Here is a 19,757-nt window from a genome sequence, read left to right as displayed (position 1 = left end):
CGGGGTTGGGTCGTCAGCGGAGTTGAATCGTCAGCTCGCCCCTCGTCGCGCGCCTCATGGGATCGCCGGCCAGCAGCGCGTGCGGGATGCCGGGCTCGATGGCGCCGGCCTCCTCCAGGCGCGCCAGGTGGGCCTCGGTGAGGTCGACGTCGAGGGCGCCGAGGTTGTCCGCCAGCTGGTCGAGTGTGCGGGCGCCGATGACGGAGGCCGTCACGGCCGGGTTCCGCAACGTCCAGGCGAGGCCCACCTGGGCGGAGGTGCGACCGGTTTCCAAGGCGACCTCTCGCACGGCGTCCGCGATGCCGAGATTACGCTCGGTCAGCATGCCCAGGGCGGCGTTGTGGTCCCTGCGGCTGCTCCCGTCCGGGGCGGGGCCCGCGCCGGTCAGGTCGGCGCGGCTGTACTTGCCGGTGAGCAGCCCGCCGCCCAGCGGCGAGTACGGGACCACCCCGAGCCCCATCTCGCGGGCCATCGGGATCAGGTCGCGCTCGCCGGTGCGCTCGATGAGGCTGTACTCGATCTGGAGCGCGACCAGCGGCGCCCAGCCGCGCAGATCGGCGATGGCCTGCATCCGCGAGACCTGCCAGGCCGGCACGTTGGACATCGCCACGTACAGCACCTTGCCCTGCCGGACCAGATCGTCCAGGCCGCGCAGGATTTCCTCGACCGGCGTCGTGAAGTCCCACACGTGCAGATGAAGCAGGTCGATGTAGTCCGTGTTCAGGCGGCGCAGGCTGGACTCCACCGACGCGAAGAGGTTCTTGCGATGCGGGCCACCGGAGTTGGGGTCGCCGGGGCGGCGAAGGGTCGAGTACTTGGTCGCGAGCACCAGGCTCTCGCGGCGGCCGTGGGCGAAGGTGCCCAGCAGTCGTTCCGAGCTGCCCTCGGTGTAGGTGGCGGCGGTGTCGATGAAGTTGCCGCCCTGCTCGGTGTAGCGGTCGAAGAGGCGGCGCGACTCATCCTCGCCGGCGCCCCAGCCCCATTCGGTGCCGAAGGTCGCGGTGCCGAGCGCCAGGGGCGAGACCCGCAGGCCCGATCGGCCCAGCAGCCGGTAGGTGTCGAGAGTGAGCGGCATGGTGTCCTCCTGAGGTCCTGAGCGGACCGTCGTGCGTGATCCGTCGTCGAGGACAACCCTGCGATCTTCGAAAGCCGGGCATAAGAAGCCATCTCATTTGGCGAGTCGGCGGTAGCAGATGAGGGTGCAGGCGAGGCTGGTGAAGGCTAGGAAGTGGTCGGCCTTGCGTTCGTAGCGTCGGTGGAGGCGGCGGCAGCCGGCGAGCCAGGCCATGGTCCGCTCCACGGTCCAGCGATGGCGGCCCAGCCTCTGTGAGGACTCGACTCCCTTGCGGGCGATGCGGTGGGTGATGCCGCGTTCGCGTAACCATTGCCGCAGGTGGGCGTAGTCATATCCCTTGTCGGCGTGGAGTTTGCCGGGCTTGCGCCGTCGCGGGCCGCGGCGCGAGCGGATCGGCGGGATGCCCTTCACGAGCGGGATCAGGGCTTGGCTGTCATGCAGGTTGGCCCCGGAGATGCCGACGGATATGGGCAGACCGGACCGTTCGGTGATCAGGTGGATCTTCGAGCCGTACTTGCCCCGGTCGACAGGATTCGGACCTGTCAGGTCCCCCTTTTCAGGGCCCGCATGTTCACCGAGTCGATCGCGCACCTCGACCAGTCCAACTCGCCGCGGGCGCCGAGTTCGTCGAGGACCAGGCGGTGGAGCTTGGCCCACACTCTGGCCTTCGACCACTCCGAGAACCGCCGGTGGGCGGTCGCTCCGGACGGGCCGAACGACGCCGAAGTCAGCTGCTGCCAGGTACAACCCGACGTAGCCACGAAGACGATCGCGGCCAGCACTTCCCGGTCGCCGTGCCGACGCCGACCACCGCCCTGCGGCCGCGACGGCGCCTCCGGCACCACCCGCTGGAACAACTCCCACAACTCGTCCGGCACCAGCCGCTCAACGATCCCCACCATGACTCACAGAATACCGAGTCACCCAAATGAGATGGCTTCTAAGGGAGGGACGATCCTGGGAACAGCGCTCCTACCCTGGCTGTTGGACCCGGCATGATGACGACCCCGGCCGTGGACGCGACGCAGGAGCTGGCCGCGTTCCTGCGGACCCGGCGCGAACGGCTCGACCCGGGCGACCTGGGCCTGCCGGCGCGCCGGGCGGTGCGGCGGACCCCGGGGCTGCGCCGCGAGGAGGTCGCGGAGCTCGCCGGGGTCAGCGTCGACTACGTCGTACGCCTGGAACAGGCGCGCGGGCTCAGGCCGTCGGCGGACGTACTGGACGCGCTGGCCCGGGCGCTGCGTCTGCCACCGGTGGAGCGCGCCTATCTCTTCGACCTGGCCCAGCGGCGCCCCCGTACCGCCGACGCTCCCGCCACCGCTGCGGCGCCACCGCTGGCCCGGCTGGTGGACGACCTGGCGCCGTTGCCGGCCATGCTCCTGAACCACCGGTACGACATCCTGGCGTGGAACCCTGAAATGGCAGCGCTGCTCGTGGACTTCGCCGCCCTGCCCCCCGCGCGGCGCAACGCGATGTGGCTCTGTCTCGCGCACCCGGAGCTCCGCGCGCGGTACGCCGACCGGGAACGGGTCGTACGGGAAGGCGTGGCCCACCTGCGCGCCGCGTGGGCGGCCCATCCCAAGGACCCGGTCCTGACCGGCCTGATCGGTGAACTGCGCGCGACCCAGGCTCAGTTCGCGGACCTGTGGGCCGAGGGGGACGTCGTGGCGGGCGGCCGGGGCCACAAGGTGATGCGCCATCCCGAGGCGGGCCCGCTGGCCCTCGCCGCCGAAGTGCTGGCGCCGCTGCACGACCCGGACCAGCGGTTGCTGCTGTTCCGCGCGGCGGACGACGCGAGCCGAGCGGGGCTGAGGCGGTTGAGCGGGAGCTGACGCGGGGCTGTGCGTAGGGGCCGGCTGGAGCCGGCGCCCGGGCATCGAGCCGGGCCGCCCGCCCGTGTGGACGCGGCGGCGGCTGACAGACGGCGTACGGGGGCGGACCACCAGCCCGGGTGCCGAGGCTGGGTCCGGGGCGGCCGCGCGGTCGCCCGGGCCGTGTGCGGGCGGACACCGCCGGGCCGTAGCCACGCGGTACGACCGGGACCCCGTCAGGGCGCCGCCGCATAGCACCGGACCGTGACCGTCTGCTCCGGGCTCCACCGCTGTTCGACGGTGGCCAGCAACTGCCAGCCGAGCCGGTCGTACAAAGCCGCCGCCGCGGTGTCGGAGGCCACCACGTCGAGCACCGGATGCAAGCCGCGGTCCTGTGCTTCGGTGGCAGCCCGCGCCATCAGCAGCGCACCGATGCCGTGGCCACGAGCCCACGGGGCGACGAACAGTCGGTTGACCACGGCGGTCGCGTCGGTACTCACCCCTGCACGAACGCTCCACAGACCAGGTGCCGCGTCTCCCGCGTCGCTCCGGGACAGGCCGATATGGCCGGCAACGCGGCCGTTCAGTTCCGCCACCCAGGAAGCGATGAGCAAGGGCGGCGTGAGCCAAGCCTCGGGCAGGTCCGGCCAGTTCACCGGATAGCCGTCCTGCTCATGGACCTCGGCCAGCACCCGCACACAGTCACCGAGATCGCGATCATTGCGCTGCCGGGCTCTCGGGGCCACGTCCGCACCGGACACGCATCGGCTCTTCACTGCTGCATGGAAGCACAGCCCGATGGCTCATGACCAGCGACTTTCGCACCGGGCGACAGGCCCTGGCCCTCCCGGCGCGCGAACAGGACCGCGCCCGGCTGTCGTTCGTCGAGGTCGAGCAGGAACTCCGCCTCGACCGTGAACCCCGCCTCCCCAAGCCACGCCGTGACCCGGTCGGGGCGGCGCAGATGGATGTGGACGTTCATTGGGTGGCCGCCGTAGCCCTGGGTCTTCAGGCGGGTCTCGTCGCCCATGTGGAAGCCGAGCAACAGCGGTGCGCCCGGCGGCGTCACGCGGTGGAACTCGGCGAAAACGGTGGGGACCGCCTCGTCGGGGATGTGGATGAGGGACCAGAAGGCGAGCACGGCGGCGACGGACGCGTCCGCGAGGGGGAGCCGCGTCATGGAGCCCACCGCGAAACCGAGCCCCGGGTGGTCGCGCCGGGCCACGTCGATCATCCCGGGCGAGAGATCGATCCCGAGCGCGTCGACGCCCAACTCCCGCAGGTGTGCGGTCACATGGCCGGGCCCGCACCCCACGTCCGCCACGGGCCCGCCGCCCGCGTCACGCACGAGCTCGGCGAAGAGCACCAGAACCGCCCGCAGATACGGCTCACCCGCCAGCGCCTCACGGAGCTGGTCGGCATAGCTCGCGGCGACCGTGTCGTAGGAGTCCCGGGTGTCCGTCAGCCATGTCTGGGCGCTCATGGGGCAGCACGCTAACGCACCCTCGTGAGGGCCGGTCGGTGTCCAGAGGGGGAAGCGGTGCTTCGGGGCGGGCCCCGAGTCTCGCCGTCAACCGTGCCGTGATGGTGCGAACCAGGCCTGGCGGCTCGATGCCCTCGGCGGATCAGGCCCGCAGGAAGGTCAGGCCCGCAGGAAGGTCAGGACGGCCAGGACCCTGCGGTGGGTCAGGTCCGTCAGTGGCAGGTCCAACTTGGTAAGGATGTTGCCGATGTGTTTGCCGATCGCCGCTTCGGACACCACCAGTTCCTTGGCGATCGCGCCGTTGGACCTGCCTTCGGCGATCAACGCCAGTACTTCGCGTTCACGCGGGGTCAGCTGCGCCAGCGGATCGCGGCGGCGGCGCAGCAGTTGGCGCACCACCTCGGGGTCGACCACCGTCCCGCCGTCCGCCACCTCGCACAGCGCTTCCATGAACTCCTCGATGTGTCCCACGCGGTCCTTGAGCAGATAGCCGACGCCCGATCCGTCCCCGGAGTCCAGGAGTTCGGCCGCGTACGTACGCTGAACGTACTGACTGAGGACCAGGACCGGGAGCGTGGGACGCCGCTCACGCAGTCGCACCGCCGCGTGCAGCCCTTCGTCCTGGAAATCGGGCGGCATGCGTACGTCCGTCACCACGATGTCGGGGGCATGCTCCTCGACCGCGGCGACCAGTGCCCGCGCGTCCCCGACGGCCGACACCACCTCGTGGCCGCAGCGGCTGAGCAGGCCGATGAGTCCTTCCCGTAGCAGCACGCTGTCCTCGGCCAGCACTACGCGGAGCGATCGGCCGGCTCGGGCAATTCGCAAGGAAACTCCACACGTAGAAGAGTCGGCCCACCCGGCGGACTGGTCAGAGCAAGTCTGCCATTGAGGACCGACACCCGGTCCGCGAGACCGGTGAGGCCGCTGCCCGTCGAGGGATCCGCGCCGCCGCGACCGTCGTCGCGTACCTCAAGGAACAGGCGTCCGTCGCGATGTCCACCGCTGACCCGCGCGCGGTTGGCCCCGCTGTGTCTGGCGACATTGGCCAGCGCCTCGCAGACCGCGAAGTACGCCGCGGACTCCACCGGCTGGGACGGACGGCCCGGCAGTTGGAGGTCGACGTCGACGGGGACCACGCAGCGGTCGGCGGCGTCGCTGACCGCGGCCTGAAGGCCGTAGTCCGTAAGGACCTTGGGGTAGATGCCGTGAATGAGCTCGCGCAGTCCCGCGAGCGCCTTGCCCGCCTCCTCATGCGCCTTGGTGAGCTGGTCGGCGAGCGGGCCGGGCCCCGCATCGAGGCGGGCCAGGCCGAGGGCCATCGTCAGTGCCACGAGGTGCTGTTGGGCGCCGTCATGCAGATCCCGCTCGATACGGCGCCGCTCAGCCTCGAAGGCGTCCACCAACCGAGCGCGGGAGCGGGTCAGTTCGACCACCTTGACGCCGAGCTCACCCTCGGGGGAGCCGATCAGCAGCCGGGCCAGCTCCGCGCGAGCGCCCGCCGTGACGCCGAGCATGTATGCGCCGAGGCCCATCAGAAGCAGGCCCAGTACGGCGACGCCGAATGCGGTCGGCCATGTGGTGACCGTCCACTGCTTGAGCACCTTTGCCTCGTGGCCGTCGCCGACCGTGGCCATCAGCAGCGGGGTGGCGACCATGGACAGCGGGACGAGCAGGGCGATCGTGACGGCCAGGGCGTCGAGCGGCCACAGGATCCCGGCGAACAGCAGCGCGTATCCGAACTCCCGCCAAGTCCCCTGTTCACGCAGCCGGGTGGACAGCCAGGCCCACAGTCCCGGCGCGGTCGGCACCTGATGCCGACCGGACACCGGGTCGCGGTCGATCAGGCGCAGCCTGTGCCGCTCCACCCAGGCCAGGGGGATCCCGCTGAGGGCGACCATCATGAGCAGGGGCAGCCCCACCAGGACGAGGGCGAGCACACCGCTGACCGCTGCCGCCGCAAGCAGTGCCACCAAGGTGGCGGCGCCGGTCACGGCGCCGGTGAACAGGTACGCGGCGGCGCGCCAGGGCCAGACCGACAGCAGGTAGCCCGGACGCGACATGGCCTGCCACACATTCCGAGGTCGCATGTGGACGACCGTAAGCGGCCCCACCGACCCGGTGCCATCGGTCCAGGGTCCATACCTGGGGTAGGTCTGGCCCTACCCCAGGTCTCGCTCAGGCCGTACTGCGTCCCGAGCGGCTTTCGCGGTTTCGTGGAGGACCGACGAGCCGAGGAGCAGATACTGGTGGGGCAACATATGAGCAACGACGCGATCCGATTGCGCTCCCTGACTCGGCGGTACAGCTCGGGCGGTGCGTCCGTCACCGCCCTCGACCAGGTGTCGCTGGCGTTCCCGAGCGGGACCTTCACCGCCGTGATGGGCCCCTCCGGATCCGGCAAGTCGACCCTGTTGCAGTGCGCCGCAGGCCTGGACCGGCCCACGTCGGGCTCGGTCACCGTGGGCGACACCGAGCTGACCGGGCTGAGCGAGACCAAGCTGACCCTGCTGCGCCGCGAGCGCATCGGCTTCGTGTTCCAGGCGTTCAACCTGCTGCCCTCGCTGACCGCCGAGCAGAACGTGGCCCTGCCCCTGCGGATGGCCGGCCGCCGCCCCAGGAAGACCCAGGTGCGCGAGGTGCTTGAACAGGTCGGACTCGGCGACCGGACGCGGCACCGCCCGACGCAGATGTCCGGCGGCCAGCAGCAGCGGGTCGCCCTGGCGCGGGCCCTGATCACCCGCCCGGACGTGCTGTTCGGTGACGAGCCGACCGGCGCACTCGACTCGGGGACCAGTCGCGAGGTGCTGACCCTGCTGCGCGGCATGGTCGACCGGGACGGCCAGACGATCATCATGGTCACCCATGACCCCGTCGCCGCCTCCTACGCCGACCGCGTCGTCTTCCTCGTCGACGGCCGTGTCAACGACGAGCTGATCAGCGCCTCCGCCGAGGACATCGCCTCGCGCATGACCAAGCTCGAGGCGGCGCCGTGCTGAGCACCGCGCTGCGCACCCTGCGCACCCGCTGGACCACCTTCGTCGGCAGTTTCGTCGCCCTCTGCCTGGGCGTGGCGCTGATCGCCGTGATGGGTCTTGCCCTGGCGTCCTCGCTGGACGCACCCGGCCGGGGGCCGGAGCGGTTCGCCGCCGCGCCGGTCGTGGTCAAGGGCCAGGACACCCTTGTGGTGCCCACTTCGATCGGCGAGCGCACCCGGAAGCTCGCGCAGCCGCGTGCCGTGCCCGACGACGCGGTCGCGAAGCTGCGCCACCTGGGGACCGTCGTCGAGGACCGGTCGTTCGCCGTGCGGTGCGAGGGCGGGCCCGCCGATCTGGTGGGCCATCCCTGGTCCACCGCGGCCTTCGCGCCGTACCGGCTCGACGCGGGACGCGCACCCGAGGCCGCGGACGAGGTCGTCGTCAGCGGTGACTGGGCTCGTCCGGGGGCCCGGGTGCGGACCGACGGCGGCACCGTACGCGTGGTCGGCTCCGTGGCCGGGCTCGGCTTCGAGAACGCCGTGTTCTACACCGATCCCCGCGCCGCCGAACTGTCGCCGCGCAGCCTCCAGCTCGTGGTCGACGCCGATGCGGCGGCCGTGCGCGGGGCGGTGCGCGGCAGCGAAGGCGTCCAGGTCCTCACCGGGGACGCGCGCCGGTACGCCGACGCCGACCCCGACCGGGACAGCGAGGCCCTGACCGCGATGAACGCCATGTTCGGCACGGCCGGAGGCGTCACCGGGTTCGTGTCGGTGTTCGTGGTGGCCTCGACCTTCGCGTTCGCGGTGTCCCAGCGCCGCCGCGAGTTCGGGCTGCTGCGCACCGCCGGGGCGACCCCGGGCCAGATCCGCCACATGGTCGTCTCCGAAGCACTCGCGGTCGGTGTGCTCGCCTCGGCCGCCGGCTGTGTACTCGGTTCCTACGGGGCTCCCGAGCTCGCCGAGTGGGCGGTCGACAAGAACCTTGCGCCCCGCTGGTTCACCATCGGCGACTACACCTGGCCCTACCACATGGCGTTCTGGACGGGCCTGTTCGTGGCTCTGTGCGGCGTGCTGGCCGCGTCCTGGCGGGCGGGGCGCACCGGTCCCACCGAGGCCCTGCGCGAGGCGGCCGTGGACACCCGGCCGATGACATGGGGCCGTTGGCTGTTCGGCGCGGGCCTGCTGATCACCGCCGCGGTCACGCTGGCCCTGGCCCTGGCGACGAACCCGGGCGGCCTGCTTCAGCGCAAGACGTATGTGAGCCGGCCCATGCTGCTGATCACCGCGGTCGCGCTGCTCGCGCCGGTGCTGGTGCGGCCGCTGGTGAGGCTGATCGCCTGGCTGCCGGCCCAACTGCCCGGCGCCTGCGGGATGCTGGTGCGGGAGAACGCCGCCGCCGGGGTGCGCCGCACCGCCGCCGTCGCGGCGCCCGTGCTGGTCACGGTCGCGCTGGCGGGCTCACTGCTGGGCGCCGCCGCCACCCTCGACGAGGCGAAGGCCACCGAGGTACGCGAGCAGACGGTCGCCGACTTCGTGGTCACCGCGGCGGACGGCGCCGGCTTCGACGAGGCGACGCTGAAACGGCTTCAGGCCGTGTCCGGAGCCGAGGTTTCCGCGAGCTCGTCGAGCGCCGTGTACGTCCTGGAGGACGGCGTGGCGCTCATCAAGTCCGATGCCAGAGCCGCCGAGCCCAAGCCGCTCACGGAAACGGCCCGCCCCCCGCTCACCGCGGGAAAGGTGAGTGACCTGGACGACGACTCGATCATCGTCAACGAGGAGTGGCAGCAGCACACCGTGGGCGAGCGGGTGGACGTGTGGCTGGGCGACGGCACGCGGAAGTCCCTGAAGATCGCAGCGGTGATGACCACCGGCACCGGCAACAACGGCGTCTACGTCACCCCACGCAACGCCCCCGCGGCGCCTGTCGACCGGGTCGACGTACGCCGTGCGGACGGTGCCGGCACGGCCACCGTGGCCGCCGGTCTGCGTCAGGCGGTGCGGGCGTCGGGCGGAGCGGTCCTCACCAGGGACGCCTGGGTGCGGGCGAAGTACCCCGAGACCAACCGGACGACCCGGATGGGCTTCTTCCTGGTCCTTGGCATCGCCCTGCTCTACACCGGCATCTCCCTGGCCAACGCCATGGTCATGGCGACCTCCGACCGGGTCCGCGAGCTGGCTGTGCTGCGGCTGGCCGGCGCCACCAAGTGGCAGGTACTGCGGATGGTGGGCGCCGAGGCGCTGATGGTGGTCGTGGTCGGCGGACTGCTGGGTGCGCTGGTCGCCGGGCTCAACCTGGTGGGCATGTGGAGCGCGCTGGGTGTGCTCTCGGTGCGGACGTCCATCGAGATCCCGTGGGCGGCGCTCGCGGCGGCCCTGGGTGTCTGCGCGGTGCTCGCCGTCGTCTCGGCGGTCACTCCGGCCGGCCTCTCCTTGCGCCGCGGGGCGGTGGAGTTGGCGGGTACGCCGGAGTGACCGCTGATCGGCGCAGGCGAGATCCTGCGCCAAGTGGTTCGGCGCGGCGGGGGTGTTATGGATATGCCGGGCCCCCGCCCCGGCACCTGGGTGCCGGAGACGGGGGCCGGAGTGCCCGAACGGGGCGGTGGGTCAGTTCTTGGAGCGGCTGAAGAACTCCACCTCCGCGATCGCCACCTGCTTGTCCTTCGCCGCGCCGAACGCCGAGCGCAGGATGATGCGGGCCGATGCCGCGTTCCGTACGCGGACGTCGATGCGCTGGACGCCGCCGTCGTTGAGCGACTGGTGCGAGATGTGCTGCTTGCCGCTGGAGTCCGTGACCACCAGGTCGAACTCCTGGGGCCTCGCCTGCTCCGACTGCTGGCCCTGGCGCTTGGAGGTGCCCGGTGTGATCAGCAGCGCGAGCAGGTCCGTCGGCTGCCCGAACGTCGCCTCCAGGTAGGTGCCCTCGGCGTCACCCGCGTACCCGGTGCCCCACCACGTGTTGGAGTAGCTGTCGCCGGCCAGTTCCGCGCCGTGCTTGGGGTCGGAGTGGGACGCCGTCCACGACACCGGGTGCGCGGCCACCCGCTTGGCGAAGTGGTCCTGCACCGCGCGGGCCGCCGGGGGGCCGCCGAACACGCCGCCCACGACCAGGCCCACGACCACCAGCGCCACCAGGGCCCGCGCGATCCAGCGCTTGCGGTCGCGGTGCAGCGGCGGACGCTGGCCCGCGTACGGGCCCGAACCGGTGTCCTGGCGGCGCGGCGTCAGCGGGGTCGCGCAGCTGCGGCAGAAGTTGCGGTGCTGGTGGTTGGCGGTGGAGCAGGCGGGGCAGGGGGTGCCGTTCTCCGGTTCGGGAGCGGGCGTCGCCGTGCGGACCTTGGGACGGGCCGCCTCGGGACGGCCGGGCAGCACGGTGCCGGGTGCCTCGGGGGGCCGGGGCGCCGATGCCTCCTCCACGGGGACGAGCAGGGCGCGCGCGGCGTCCGTCGCGGAGGGCCTGCGCACCTCGGGGAGCGGGGTGGTGTCCCCGGTGTCGTCCCCGGAGGCGTTCGCCGTGGTGTCCCCCCTGGGTCCGTCGAGGGTCTTCGCGGACGCGGCGGACGCGGCGGACGCGGCGGACGCGGCGGGGGCCGGGGGCGTCGCCGGGGCGGCCTCGGGGCGTTCGGGCTCCGGGCGCGCCGCCGCCCGCTCAGGACGGGGCGCGGCCGACTCGTGGCCCACCGTCGGCAGCGGGGTCGTCGTCGCCTCCGGGGTGGTGGCAGGGGACGGCTTGGCGGGGGCGTCGGGGGCGGGCGCGGGCGCGGGCGTGTCGGCCATGGGGACCGACGGGGGCGTCGGCGCCGTCCAGCGCAGGAAGGCTCCGCAGGAGTCGCAGAACGACTGGCCGGTGGCGCGGGCCGGGGTGCCGCAGTCGGGGCAGGGGACCATGGCCGGGGTGGACATGAAAGGTCAGTTCCCTTCGTGGGTAAGGGTTGTGGCGGATACCTCGGCCGTGAAAGGGAGGTGGGCGGGGCGGGCCGCCGCCACCACCGCCTGGAGGCGGTAGGGGTCGACGCTGGAGGGGTCGGAGACCCGGAGGGTCACCCGGAGTGAGGCCCGGGGCTCGCCCGGGAAGGGCCCGAGCGGGCGGGCCGACCAGGACGCGCCGCCGCTCTCGGTGATCTCGGGGCGCACCCCGAAGGCCAGCTCGACGGCGCGCGCCAGGCCCTGCGCGGTGCCGCGCACGCGGTGCAGCGAGACCGCCGTCGCCACGGCGTGCCTGCGCACCTCGATGGACTCGGTGCCGTCGAGTTCCGTGCCGACCCAGGTGGTGAGCCAGTCCACGAAGTCCTCCGGCGCGAGCGCCGGGTCGAAGTAGGCCTCCAGGCAGTCGAGCACGTTGAACAGCGGGGCAAGGACCACGTCGAGGCCCGAGACGAAACGCTGGGCGAAGTCGTCGTCGGCGTACACCGCGGGCAGCTGGGTGCCCAGCGGGTGCGAGGAGCCGAGCCCTTCGATGGTGCCGCGCGCGCTCATCGGGCCTCGATCACGCGGACGCGGTGGTCGAAGGGGAACAGGAGCGCCGAGGGGGACAGCTCGATGCGGTCGGTGGCATCGCCCCTGCGGCCGGTCAGCGGGTCCGCCGGGTGCAGCAGGACCTCGTCGACCAGCTCGACACCCGGCACGCGCTGGAGCGCCGCGAAGATCTCGCCCGCGCGCAGCGGCCGCCCGAAGGGCCAGCCCGTGCCGTGGGCGCCGCCGGTCAGCGGGTCCAGGTAGGAGTAGAGCGCGTTCAGTGCCTCGTCGCGTACGTAGTCGGCCTTGGCGGCGCGGAAGGAGTGCAGGGTCGCCACCACCGTGACGCCCTGGTAGAACGGCGGCCCCACCGCGAGCCGGGTGCCAAGGGGGCGCCGCTCGTCGAGGAAGGACGTGACGCGGCCCAACAGCTCGTCGCCGGGCACCAGTTGCTCGAAGCGCAGCCGGCCGCCCCGGTCCGGCACGGCCTGGGGGACCACGAGGACCCGTACCGCGTTGTCGCCCGACTCGACGTCGTCCGCCGCCAGACAGGCGATGCGGGCCGTCTCGGGCGCGGCCCGGCGGGCCAGCTCCTCGTAGTCGCGGGCGGTCACGGCCCGCTCCTGGGCGCGCAGCGCGATCGGCGCGCGCGTCTTGGCCTCCTCGACGGTCTCGCCGTCCACACCGCCGCGCGCGGCCTCCCGGTTCTCCACGCGGGAGATGTACGGGATGGAGCTGCGCAGCACCTGGATGGCGCCCCGGGCCACATTGCCAAAGCGGCCGCCGCCGGTGCCGTACCGCGACGCGCGGATGGCGGCGCCCTTGATCGGTACGGCGCCGAACTGCCGTACCGAGCCGTCGGGTTGGCGCACAGCGGGGCCGAAGGCTATCTCGCCGGTCGCCGCGTCCAGGGTGAAGTGCCGGTCGAAGGGGGCCGAGGAGGCGAAGTCGCCCACCATCTCCCACTCCTCCCAGCCCTCGCCCGCCGAGATCTCCAGGCGGACGCCGCCGACGACGGGCGCGTGCGCCAGCAACAGCCGCTGCCCGGGGACGCCCTCGGAGTCGCCCAGCGACTCGTCGCGCACGGTGTCGGAGTGCGAGACGCGGGTGGTGCCGCCGATGGTGAAGGCGGAGGCGCCGCGCACGGTCGGCGAGACGCTGTAGAAGGGCTGGCCGGGGGCGGCCTCCACGACCCGGCAGCGCAGCCAGCCCGCGTCGAGGCCGCCCATCCGGGAGACGGCGTGCGCGGCCGGCATGTGCAGGATGACCTCGCCGGGGCGGTTGAGGCCGCCGGTGGAGTCCTCGGCGACCTCGCACTCGGTCCAGCCGTCGGCCGTCCAGGCCTCCCACACCAGCGGTGGCTGGCGCGGGTCGACGCCGACACCGTCGACGCGGCTGTCCAGGCGCAGCGCGGCGGTGCAGTGCGGCAGCGCCGCCGACAGGCCGAAGAGCAGGACGTCGCCGGGGAGCGGGCCGGAGCTGAACACCGACACGTCGTTGCCGCCGAGCACGTCCTGCGAGCAGTCCTCCGGCTTGGACGCGGCGGGCTGGCGCAGCACGTGGGAGAGGCTGCACGGCACGATCGTCAGATCGTCCTCGGAGGCGAAGACCACCGCCTCCTCCGTCTCGGTGCGGCCGGTGGCGACCTCCGTGCCCCGGGGCAGCACGACGGGTTCGGGCTGCGGGGCCGAGAGCCAGAACGTCACCGCCGCGCGGGCCGCCGACGGCGGGAACAGGGTCACGCCCAGCAGGTCGAGGAAGGCCAGCTGGTTCTTCTCGGGCACGCGGTTGAGACGGTAGACGACCTGGTCGGCCATGTGCGCGACGGCCTCGATCAGGGTGACACCCGGGTCGGAGACGTTGTGGTCGCTCCATTCCGGGCAGCGCTGCTGGATGTAGCGCTTGGCGTCGTCGACGAACTGCTGGAAGCGGCGGTCGTCGAGGTGGGGTGCGGGCAGGGCCATCAGTGTCGTTCGCTTTCGCCGGGCGTCGGGCCTGGCTCGTCGCCGCCCTCGGAGGGAATCACATAGAAGGGGAAGACGAGGCTGCGCGGGTTGTTGGTGCCCCGCACCGAGTAGCGCACGTCGATGTGGAGCACGGTCGGCTCGTCGGGCGCCGGGGTCACCGTGACGTCCTCGACCTCGATCCGGGGCTCCCAGCGGTCGAGCGAGTTGCGCACCTCGTAGCGGATGCGCCCGGCGGTGGCGTCGTTGACCGGCGCGAACACCAAGTCGTGGACGGCGCAGCCGAATTCGGGGCGCATCGGCCGCTCGCCCGGCGCCGTCGCGAGCACCAGGCGCATCGACTCCTCGATCTCGCGGTCGCGCCGGGCCAGGGCGATGCCGCCGCCCGGCTCGGTGCGCATCGGGAAGGCCCAGCCGGCCCCGACGAAATGTTCGCTCATCTCGACTCTCCTAGAGGACCGGCATGCCGTTGGCCAGCGGAGGCCCGCCCAGGGAGTTCAGGAGCAGGCCGGCCATGCCGTTGACGATGACGGTACCGCCGTTGATCGTGGTGTTGGCGACCGCGTTGAGGACCACTTCGCCCAGCGCGTCCACCGTCACCACGCCGCCCGCGAGGACGGACGCCTCGCCACCGGCCTTCGCGGTGAACTCGCCCCCCGCGTCGATGTTGACGCCCATGCCGGCGCCGATCTCGATGGCGCCGCCCGCCTTCATGTTGATCATGCCGCCGGCCTTCAGGGACAGGTCGGCGCCCGCCTCGATGTCGACGCTCCGGTTGCCCTTGATCTCGACGCTGCCGTCGCTGTCGATGGTGATCGAGGTCTTCGCCTCGTTCATCTGGATGTGCAGTCGGCCCTTGCCGGTGCGCAGCCGGATGCCGCTGGACAGGCGCGCGGCCCCGCCCTCTTCGAGGAGTTCGACGGTGTGGCCGCTGCGCCCGGTCAGGGAGCGCCAGTTGATCTGCCCGCTGGTCGGGTCGACGGCCGGATAGTTGTCGGGTTCGCGGGTGTGCTTGTCGACGCCGTTGTAGAGCCCGGCGATGACGTACGGGTGCTCGAGGGAGCCGCGGTCGAAGGCGCACAGCACCTCGTCGTTGACCTCGGGCAGCAGCAGCCCGCCGCCGCCCTTGCCGCCGAACTGCGCGACCCGGCACCAGTCGCTCTCGTACGTCGCGGACAGCCACGGGAAGGACAGCCTGACCCGGCCCATGCGCAGCGGGTCCTTGGTGTTGGTGACCAGGGCGACCGCGACACCCGGCATGGGGGGCGCCTGGTCGGTGCCGCCCGCGGCGAGCCCGTACAGCGAACGGAACTGGCGGCCCGAGACGGTCAGCCACGTCGTGTACAGGTCGCCCGACGCGAAGACGTGGCGCACGCCGGTCGCGGTGTACTTGCCCTCGAAGGGGAAGCCCGCGCCCTTCAGGGCCACGGGGGTGCCCGGCGTGAGACTGGGGTTGCCGGTGACGGCGACCTCCAGCTCGGCGAAGGAGCCCGCCACGTCGTCGGCCAGTGCCTGCGAGGCGTGCGTGACCTGCGAAAGCGTGGTGTACGGGACCTGCGTGGCGGTGAGCTCGGAGGCGCCGAAGGGCAGCGTCACCTGGCCCGGGGTCATGTCGGCGGAGATGTCCTTGCTCTGGACCGCGGGCAGGGGCGCCTGGAGCTTCTGCCGGGTGCGCATGTCCCAGCCGCGCACGTTGACCTTCCTGACCTGCCCGGCCGCCGTCATCGTGGCCCGGCTGTGCAGGTTGTTCGCCCCGAAGTCCAGGACGTAGGGGCTCTGCGCGGCCGGGGTGGTGTCGGACGGGGCGCCGGACGCGGGGTCGAGCCCGGCGAAGTTGAGCTTGCCCTCGTTGTCGAAGGACAGCCGCACGTCGTTCTCGGCGGCCAGGCGCGACAGGAAGTCCCAGTCGGTGATGTTGGGCTGGGTCGCCAGGTCGTACACCGTGGACGTCGACTCGATCTTGCCGATCTTCAGGCCGTTCTGCCCGGCGATCTGGCGCACGATGTCGGATGCCGTCATGTTCGGGTAGCCCTCGACGCGGCGGTTGCGCAGCAGCCGGTGGCCGGGATCGTAGCCGCGCACCAGCAGATGGCGGCCCATGCCGGGCTCCGAGTCCATCTCCAGGGCGGTGACCTCGCCGGTCATCATCGGCTCGCCGCGCCGGCCGTCGGTGAACGGGCTGATGACGACCTTCGCCCCGATCTTCAGCATCGGGAACTTGGTGGTGACCTTGCTGTCCTTGTCGCTGAACGTGAGCTGGAAGGCGGCAGGCACGTTCACCGAGGAGTCCACCCAGCCCTCGACGAGCCGCAGCGCGAGCTCGTCGGGAAGGACGGAGCCGCCCAGCTGGACGTGCAGGACGGTGGTGAAAGTCTTCTCGGTCACGCGGTTCCCTCCGAGGAAGCGGGCAGCAGCAGCTCGGTGCCGGGGCGCAGCCGCATCGGATCGTCGATCTCGTTGGCCTCGGCGATGACGCGCCACTGGGTGGCGTCGCCGTACTCGCGCCAGGCGAGCGAGGCCAGGGTGTCCCCGGCGACCGTGCGGTGCACCCGTCGCGCCGACAGCGCGCCCGACGTCGGGTTCTGCCGCTTGGTCTCGCTGGAGACCTCGGTCAGCGCGAGGGTGCAGGTGGCGCGCAGCGGTGTGCCGTTGGGGCTGAACAGGGTGTAGTTGGCGTTGACGCTGGTGACGTACGCGACGAACTGGACCGTCGAGAACGAACCCCAGCTGAACTCCACCCACGGCGGCGACGGCGCCTTCGCGCTGATGCTCTGCGAGGTCACCTCGCAGCACGAGAGCAGCAGCTCCACCTGGCTCTGCACGGTGTTGGAGGTGGGCGTGCCCGACGCGTCGAGGAACACCTCCAGCTGGAGCGAGGCGGGCATGGCGCCGGTGAACTTGGGCGGCGCGCCCCGGTTGTAGGAGATGGCGGGCGTGGTGATCCAGTTGGCGGAGCGGCCCATCTGGACCTGCGACGGATTGAACTGGAACTTGACCTCGCCGATCTTTCCGCCCATCGAGCCGCCCAGGTCGGTGGGCGGCTGGTGGATGGCGAGAGTGGCGCGGGACAGGCCCTTGGCGGCCTTGCCTCCGGTGGGTGCGGCCATGCTCACGCACCTCCCGCGTCGGTGAAGCCGTGGTGGGCGATCTCCAGCGTCTCGGTGGCCACGCTCGGGCTCGCCGGGTCCAGGCTCGGGCCCGTCCAGCGCACCGGAAGCACCTCCACCAGGCCCCACTGCGCGACGATCGAACCGTCGGCGCGCAGCGCGGCGATCTGGGCGGTGGGCCGCGTGATGCCGGTGGCGAGCGAGGAGATCCACGACGCCACCTTGGAGGTGTCGGCGGTCAGCGGGCGCGTCAGGCGGATCGTGGAGAACGTGACGCGGGTGGGCAGCTGCCACACGAACCCGTTGTTGCCGCCCTCCTGGCGCTGCTCCACCTCGACCTCGGACGCGAGACCGTCGCAGCCGTTGAACAGGCCGAGGTTCTGGCCGTCGATGGTCAGTTTGAAGAAGACGGTGGAGCCGGGGTCAAGGGTGGTGGGCATGGGGTGGTCTTCCGTCGGTGGGAGTGGTTACGGGGCAGTCGTGGCGGGTCAGCTGTCGCGCAGCCGACCGATCCGTTCGCGGTCGCCTCGCAGCTCGGCGCGGAGCAGCCGCGACAGCGGGGCGACGAGCCGGCGCGCCAACGCGTCCATGTCGGCGGGCGGTTGGGGCTCCTCTGCGGGCACCGGTACGGCGGCCTGGGCGGCGGCCTGAGCGGTGTTCGGCCCTGGCGAGGACTCGGCGGCGTCCCGCTGGATGAAGGCGGGCGGCGCCGGGGGCGCGGGCGCGGGGGACGGGGGCGCCGGATGCGCGCGGCGTACGGGCACGACGGGGGCCGGGGCCGGAGCGGCGGCCCGCTGCACGGACGGCTGCGCCCGGCCGCCCGAGGCGGCCGGGGTGCGCAGGGGCACGACCGGCCGGCTCTCCTCGACGGCGGGCGCCGCCCGCTTGAGCGGCACGGTCGCGGGCGCGGCGCCGCCCACGGGGCTCGGGGCGTTCTGGTGGCGGGTGGTGAGCGGCCGGGCGGAGGCGAGCGGCGGACCGGCGACCGCCATCCGCTGCAACGGCGCGGGCCCGGGCAGCCGCACCTTGCGCAACGGGGTCGGGGGCACGGCGGGTGCGGCGGGCGGCGCGGGTACGGCGGCACGTTGCACGGCGGGCTGCGCGGGGGCGGCCGGCGCGGGCGCGGGACTCGGCGCGGTGGCGGGCACGGCGCCCGGGGTGATCGGCGCGCCGATGAGCGGCCGGCGCCGGGTTCCGTCCGGGGCGGCGCTCTGGGTCCGGCTGACCCGCCGCACCATGGGCTTGCGCTGCACGGGGGGCGCGGGGGCCGGTGCGGGCGCGACCGGAGCGGGGGCTTGCGGCGCGGGTACGGGCGCGGGCTCCGGCGCGGGTACGGGTGCGGGTGCCTTGGCGGCGGGACGCACCACGCCGACGGGGTCGAGCTGGTACGAGGGCCGCACCGGCCGGGGCGCGGAGGTGAGGGACCGCTGCGTCGCGACCCGTTGAACGGCCGGGACCGGCGCGGGAGTTGACGCGGCGCCCGGCACGGGCCGCGCGCCCTCCATGGCCGCCCGCTGGACGGCGGAACCGGACCGCGCGGACGAGGCCGCGCCGAGGGGGCCGCGCACGGGCAGGGACGCGCCACTCTCTCCGAGGGTGCCGCGCTCGGCGGGCGCGGTCGTGCGGAGGCCGCCCGAGGCGTCAACGGCGCGCCGCACAGCGGAATGTGACGGGTTCGCGGACGGCCCGCCCTCCGTCGCGCCGCCCCGCGCGACGCCGGGGGCCGGGTGGCCCGAGGGGCCGCGCGGGGGCGTCACGGCGCGCTGCACGGCCGGTGGCGTGGTGGTCGGCCGCGGGGTGGTGGGGCCGGGCTCCTGCGCCCGGCGCGCCGAAGCGGCGGAGGGCGCGGGGGGCTGCCCCTGGCCCGGCGCGGGCGTGGCGGCGCGCTGGACGGAGGGAGGGGCAGGGGTGGACCCGCCGCTCACGCCGGGCGAGGGCGTGGTCGGTGACGGTGCGGTCGGTGACGGCGTGGTGGCGCGGCTGCCGGTCGTGGCGGCCCGCTGGATCGGGGCCCCGATCGGGCTGGTCCGCCTCGGCTCGGCCGCCCGGTCGCGTGCGGGCGTCGGGGCGTTGGCGGGGGTTTCGCCCGTGGAGGGACGCACCGGGGGCGCCGTGCGGGGGGCGTCCCCGCGCACGGGCCGCGTGGACGGCGCGTCGGTCCCGGTCGGCGAGGTGGGGCTCACGGGCGTACCCGGGTTGCTCACGGGGTCGATCGGACGCCCAATGGCCCGCTGTACGGCGCTGGTTGGGGCCGGGGCGGCAGGGGTGGCAGGGTCCGGCGTCACGGCGGGACGGTTCGTCGGGCGGACCGGGGACGTGGCGGCGGACCGCTGCACGGCGGAAGGCGCGCTCGGCTCGGCGCCGGGGGTGCTGCTGGCAGCCGACCCCGAACTCGGGCTGCTGGGAGCGGAGTTGGAGGGCGCGGGGCCGCGCGATGCCGAGCCCGGGTTCGCGTTCTGCCGCGTGGTGGCGCGCTGCACGGCGGGACCGTCCGACGCGGGCCGCGCGGGTCCGTCCGCCGAGGGTGCGGTGGGCGTACGGGGGTGGCCGGGCCCGGCCGGGGTGGTGTCAAAGGTGCGCGCGGGCGCGGCGGATCGCTGGACGGCGGGTGGTACGACGGGCGCGGTGGTTGGGGCGCTGTTCCCCTGGCCCGGGCCGGTTGCGGCCGTGGGGCCGGCCGCCGGGATGGTGCCCGGAGTGCGCGGAGGCGTGGCGGACCGCTGGACGACGGGGGGTGCGCCGGGCGTGGTCGCGGGCCCGGACGTGGCCGACGGCGGGACGACGGGGACAGCGGGGACGACGGGAACAACCGGGGACGCGGAGGACGCGCCGGGTCCCGCCGGGGCGGTGCCGGGAGTGCGCCCAGGCGTGGCGGACCGCTGAACGGC

General features: G+C 73.3%; 18 protein-coding genes. 4 read left to right on the top strand and 14 right to left on the bottom strand.

Annotation, left to right across the window (positions count from 1 at the left end; all coding sequences use genetic code 11):
• Positions 1-13: 13 nt before the first annotated feature.
• Entirely contained in the window at positions 14-1,075 is a 1,062-nt protein-coding gene (locus tag ABR738_RS20100) for an aldo/keto reductase (protein WP_350231369.1), read from the bottom strand.
• A 93-nt stretch (positions 1,076-1,168) separates the two neighbouring features.
• A protein-coding gene (locus tag ABR738_RS20095; RefSeq protein ID WP_502964114.1) for an IS5 family transposase occupies positions 1,169-1,977 on the bottom strand; the annotation gives its coding sequence in 2 pieces (ribosomal slippage) (positions 1,169-1,629 and positions 1,629-1,977; 810 coding nt in all).
• Between the two features lie 93 nt (positions 1,978-2,070).
• Between ABR738_RS20095 and ABR738_RS20090 the strand changes: the two genes are divergently transcribed.
• A complete protein-coding gene (locus ABR738_RS20090; protein ID WP_350231367.1) occupies positions 2,071-2,907 on the top strand; it encodes a helix-turn-helix domain-containing protein in 837 nt (278 codons plus the stop codon).
• A 215-nt stretch (positions 2,908-3,122) separates the two neighbouring features.
• On the opposite strand, the gene ABR738_RS20085 is transcribed toward ABR738_RS20090, so the two are convergent.
• From ABR738_RS20085 to ABR738_RS20070, 4 genes are all read right to left on the bottom strand, one after another.
• Complete coding sequence (locus ABR738_RS20085) at positions 3,123-3,632, bottom strand: GNAT family N-acetyltransferase (RefSeq protein WP_350234663.1); 510 nt, start codon at positions 3,630-3,632, stop codon at positions 3,123-3,125.
• 26 nt (positions 3,633-3,658) lie between these two features.
• The gene (locus ABR738_RS20080) at positions 3,659-4,369 is read right to left on the bottom strand and encodes a class I SAM-dependent methyltransferase (protein ID WP_350231366.1); all 711 of its coding nucleotides are present in this window, start codon (positions 4,367-4,369) and stop codon (positions 3,659-3,661) included.
• Between the two features lie 159 nt (positions 4,370-4,528).
• Positions 4,529-5,161 (bottom strand): response regulator, encoded by a 633-nt coding sequence (locus ABR738_RS20075; RefSeq protein WP_350231365.1) that lies wholly within the window; start codon positions 5,159-5,161, stop codon positions 4,529-4,531.
• The gene (locus ABR738_RS20070) at positions 5,161-6,459 is read right to left on the bottom strand and encodes a sensor histidine kinase (protein WP_350231364.1); all 1,299 of its coding nucleotides are present in this window, start codon (positions 6,457-6,459) and stop codon (positions 5,161-5,163) included. Before ABR738_RS20070 ends, ABR738_RS20075 begins: the two co-directional genes overlap by 1 nt.
• 171 nt (positions 6,460-6,630) lie before the next feature.
• Between ABR738_RS20070 and ABR738_RS20065 the strand changes: the two genes are divergently transcribed.
• Positions 6,631-7,368: an ABC transporter ATP-binding protein gene (locus ABR738_RS20065; RefSeq protein WP_350231363.1), complete on the top strand. Its 738-nt coding sequence runs from the start codon at positions 6,631-6,633 to the stop codon at positions 7,366-7,368.
• The gene (locus ABR738_RS20060; protein ID WP_350231362.1) at positions 7,362-9,818 is read left to right on the top strand and encodes an ABC transporter permease; all 2,457 of its coding nucleotides are present in this window, start codon (positions 7,362-7,364) and stop codon (positions 9,816-9,818) included. The genes ABR738_RS20065 and ABR738_RS20060 overlap by 7 nt, the downstream gene beginning before the upstream one ends.
• A gap of 132 nt (positions 9,819-9,950) precedes the next feature.
• On the opposite strand, the gene ABR738_RS20055 is transcribed toward ABR738_RS20060, so the two are convergent.
• The 8 genes from ABR738_RS20055 to ABR738_RS20020 are packed head-to-tail and all read right to left on the bottom strand — an operon-like array spanning position 9,951 to position 18,527.
• Positions 9,951-11,246, bottom strand: a complete 1,296-nt coding sequence (locus ABR738_RS20055; protein WP_350231361.1) for an NADase-type glycan-binding domain-containing protein — start codon at positions 11,244-11,246, stop codon at positions 9,951-9,953.
• Between the two features lie 6 nt (positions 11,247-11,252).
• Positions 11,253-11,819 carry a phage tail protein gene (locus ABR738_RS20050; protein WP_350231360.1) on the bottom strand — a complete coding sequence of 189 codons (567 nt, stop codon included), beginning with the start codon at positions 11,817-11,819 and terminating at the stop codon, positions 11,253-11,255.
• Positions 11,816-13,762 carry a putative baseplate assembly protein gene (locus ABR738_RS20045; protein ID WP_350231359.1) on the bottom strand — a complete coding sequence of 649 codons (1,947 nt, stop codon included), beginning with the start codon at positions 13,760-13,762 and terminating at the stop codon, positions 11,816-11,818. The genes ABR738_RS20050 and ABR738_RS20045 overlap by 4 nt, the downstream gene beginning before the upstream one ends.
• The gene (locus ABR738_RS20040) at positions 13,762-14,202 is read right to left on the bottom strand and encodes a GPW/gp25 family protein (protein WP_350231358.1); all 441 of its coding nucleotides are present in this window, start codon (positions 14,200-14,202) and stop codon (positions 13,762-13,764) included. The genes ABR738_RS20045 and ABR738_RS20040 overlap by 1 nt, the downstream gene beginning before the upstream one ends.
• Before the next feature lie 10 nt (positions 14,203-14,212).
• Positions 14,213-16,147, bottom strand: a complete 1,935-nt coding sequence (locus ABR738_RS20035) for a VgrG-related protein (RefSeq protein ID WP_350231357.1) — start codon at positions 16,145-16,147, stop codon at positions 14,213-14,215.
• Entirely contained in the window at positions 16,144-16,869 is a 726-nt protein-coding gene (locus tag ABR738_RS20030; protein ID WP_350231356.1) for a CIS tube protein, read from the bottom strand. Before ABR738_RS20030 ends, ABR738_RS20035 begins: the two co-directional genes overlap by 4 nt.
• A 2-nt stretch (positions 16,870-16,871) precedes the next feature.
• On the bottom strand, positions 16,872-17,309 hold the full coding sequence (locus tag ABR738_RS20025) for a phage tail protein (protein WP_267058993.1): 438 nt from the start codon (positions 17,307-17,309) through the stop codon (positions 16,872-16,874).
• A 48-nt stretch (positions 17,310-17,357) separates the two neighbouring features.
• A complete protein-coding gene (locus ABR738_RS20020; protein ID WP_350231355.1) occupies positions 17,358-18,527 on the bottom strand; it encodes a hypothetical protein in 1,170 nt (389 codons plus the stop codon).
• A 250-nt stretch (positions 18,528-18,777) separates the two neighbouring features.
• Between ABR738_RS20020 and ABR738_RS20015 the strand changes: the two genes are divergently transcribed.
• Positions 18,778-19,752, top strand: coding sequence for a hypothetical protein (locus ABR738_RS20015; protein ID WP_350231354.1), 975 nt, complete (start codon positions 18,778-18,780; stop codon positions 19,750-19,752).
• Positions 19,753-19,757: the final 5 nt, after the last annotated feature.

The organism is Streptomyces sp. Edi4, assembly GCF_040253615.1.
GTDB lineage: Bacteria > Actinomycetota > Actinomycetes > Streptomycetales > Streptomycetaceae > Streptomyces.
This window is presented reverse-complemented; position numbering and strand designations above follow the sequence as displayed.

What these genes read in the sequence shown, in the direction of transcription:
- ABR738_RS20030 (WP_350231356.1), bottom strand. Translation starts at nt 16,869, where the DNA reads ATGGCCGCACCCACCGGAGGCAAGGCCGCCAAGGGCCTGTCCCGCGCC.
- ABR738_RS20100 (WP_350231369.1), bottom strand. Translation starts at nt 1,075, where the DNA reads ATGCCGCTCACTCTCGACACCTACCGGCTGCTGGGCCGATCGGGCCTG.
- ABR738_RS20070 (WP_350231364.1), bottom strand. Translation starts at nt 6,459, where the DNA reads ATGCGACCTCGGAATGTGTGGCAGGCCATGTCGCGTCCGGGCTACCTG.
- ABR738_RS20045 (WP_350231359.1), bottom strand. Translation starts at nt 13,762, where the DNA reads ATGGCCCTGCCCGCACCCCACCTCGACGACCGCCGCTTCCAGCAGTTC.
- ABR738_RS20065 (WP_350231363.1), top strand. Translation starts at nt 6,631, where the DNA reads ATGAGCAACGACGCGATCCGATTGCGCTCCCTGACTCGGCGGTACAGC.
- ABR738_RS20080 (WP_350231366.1), bottom strand. Translation starts at nt 4,369, where the DNA reads ATGAGCGCCCAGACATGGCTGACGGACACCCGGGACTCCTACGACACG.
- ABR738_RS20055 (WP_350231361.1), bottom strand. Translation starts at nt 11,246, where the DNA reads ATGTCCACCCCGGCCATGGTCCCCTGCCCCGACTGCGGCACCCCGGCC.
- ABR738_RS20090 (WP_350231367.1), top strand. Translation starts at nt 2,071, where the DNA reads ATGATGACGACCCCGGCCGTGGACGCGACGCAGGAGCTGGCCGCGTTC.
- ABR738_RS20050 (WP_350231360.1), bottom strand. Translation starts at nt 11,819, where the DNA reads ATGAGCGCGCGCGGCACCATCGAAGGGCTCGGCTCCTCGCACCCGCTG.
- ABR738_RS20025 (WP_267058993.1), bottom strand. Translation starts at nt 17,309, where the DNA reads ATGCCCACCACCCTTGACCCCGGCTCCACCGTCTTCTTCAAACTGACC.
- ABR738_RS20040 (WP_350231358.1), bottom strand. Translation starts at nt 14,202, where the DNA reads ATGAGCGAACATTTCGTCGGGGCCGGCTGGGCCTTCCCGATGCGCACC.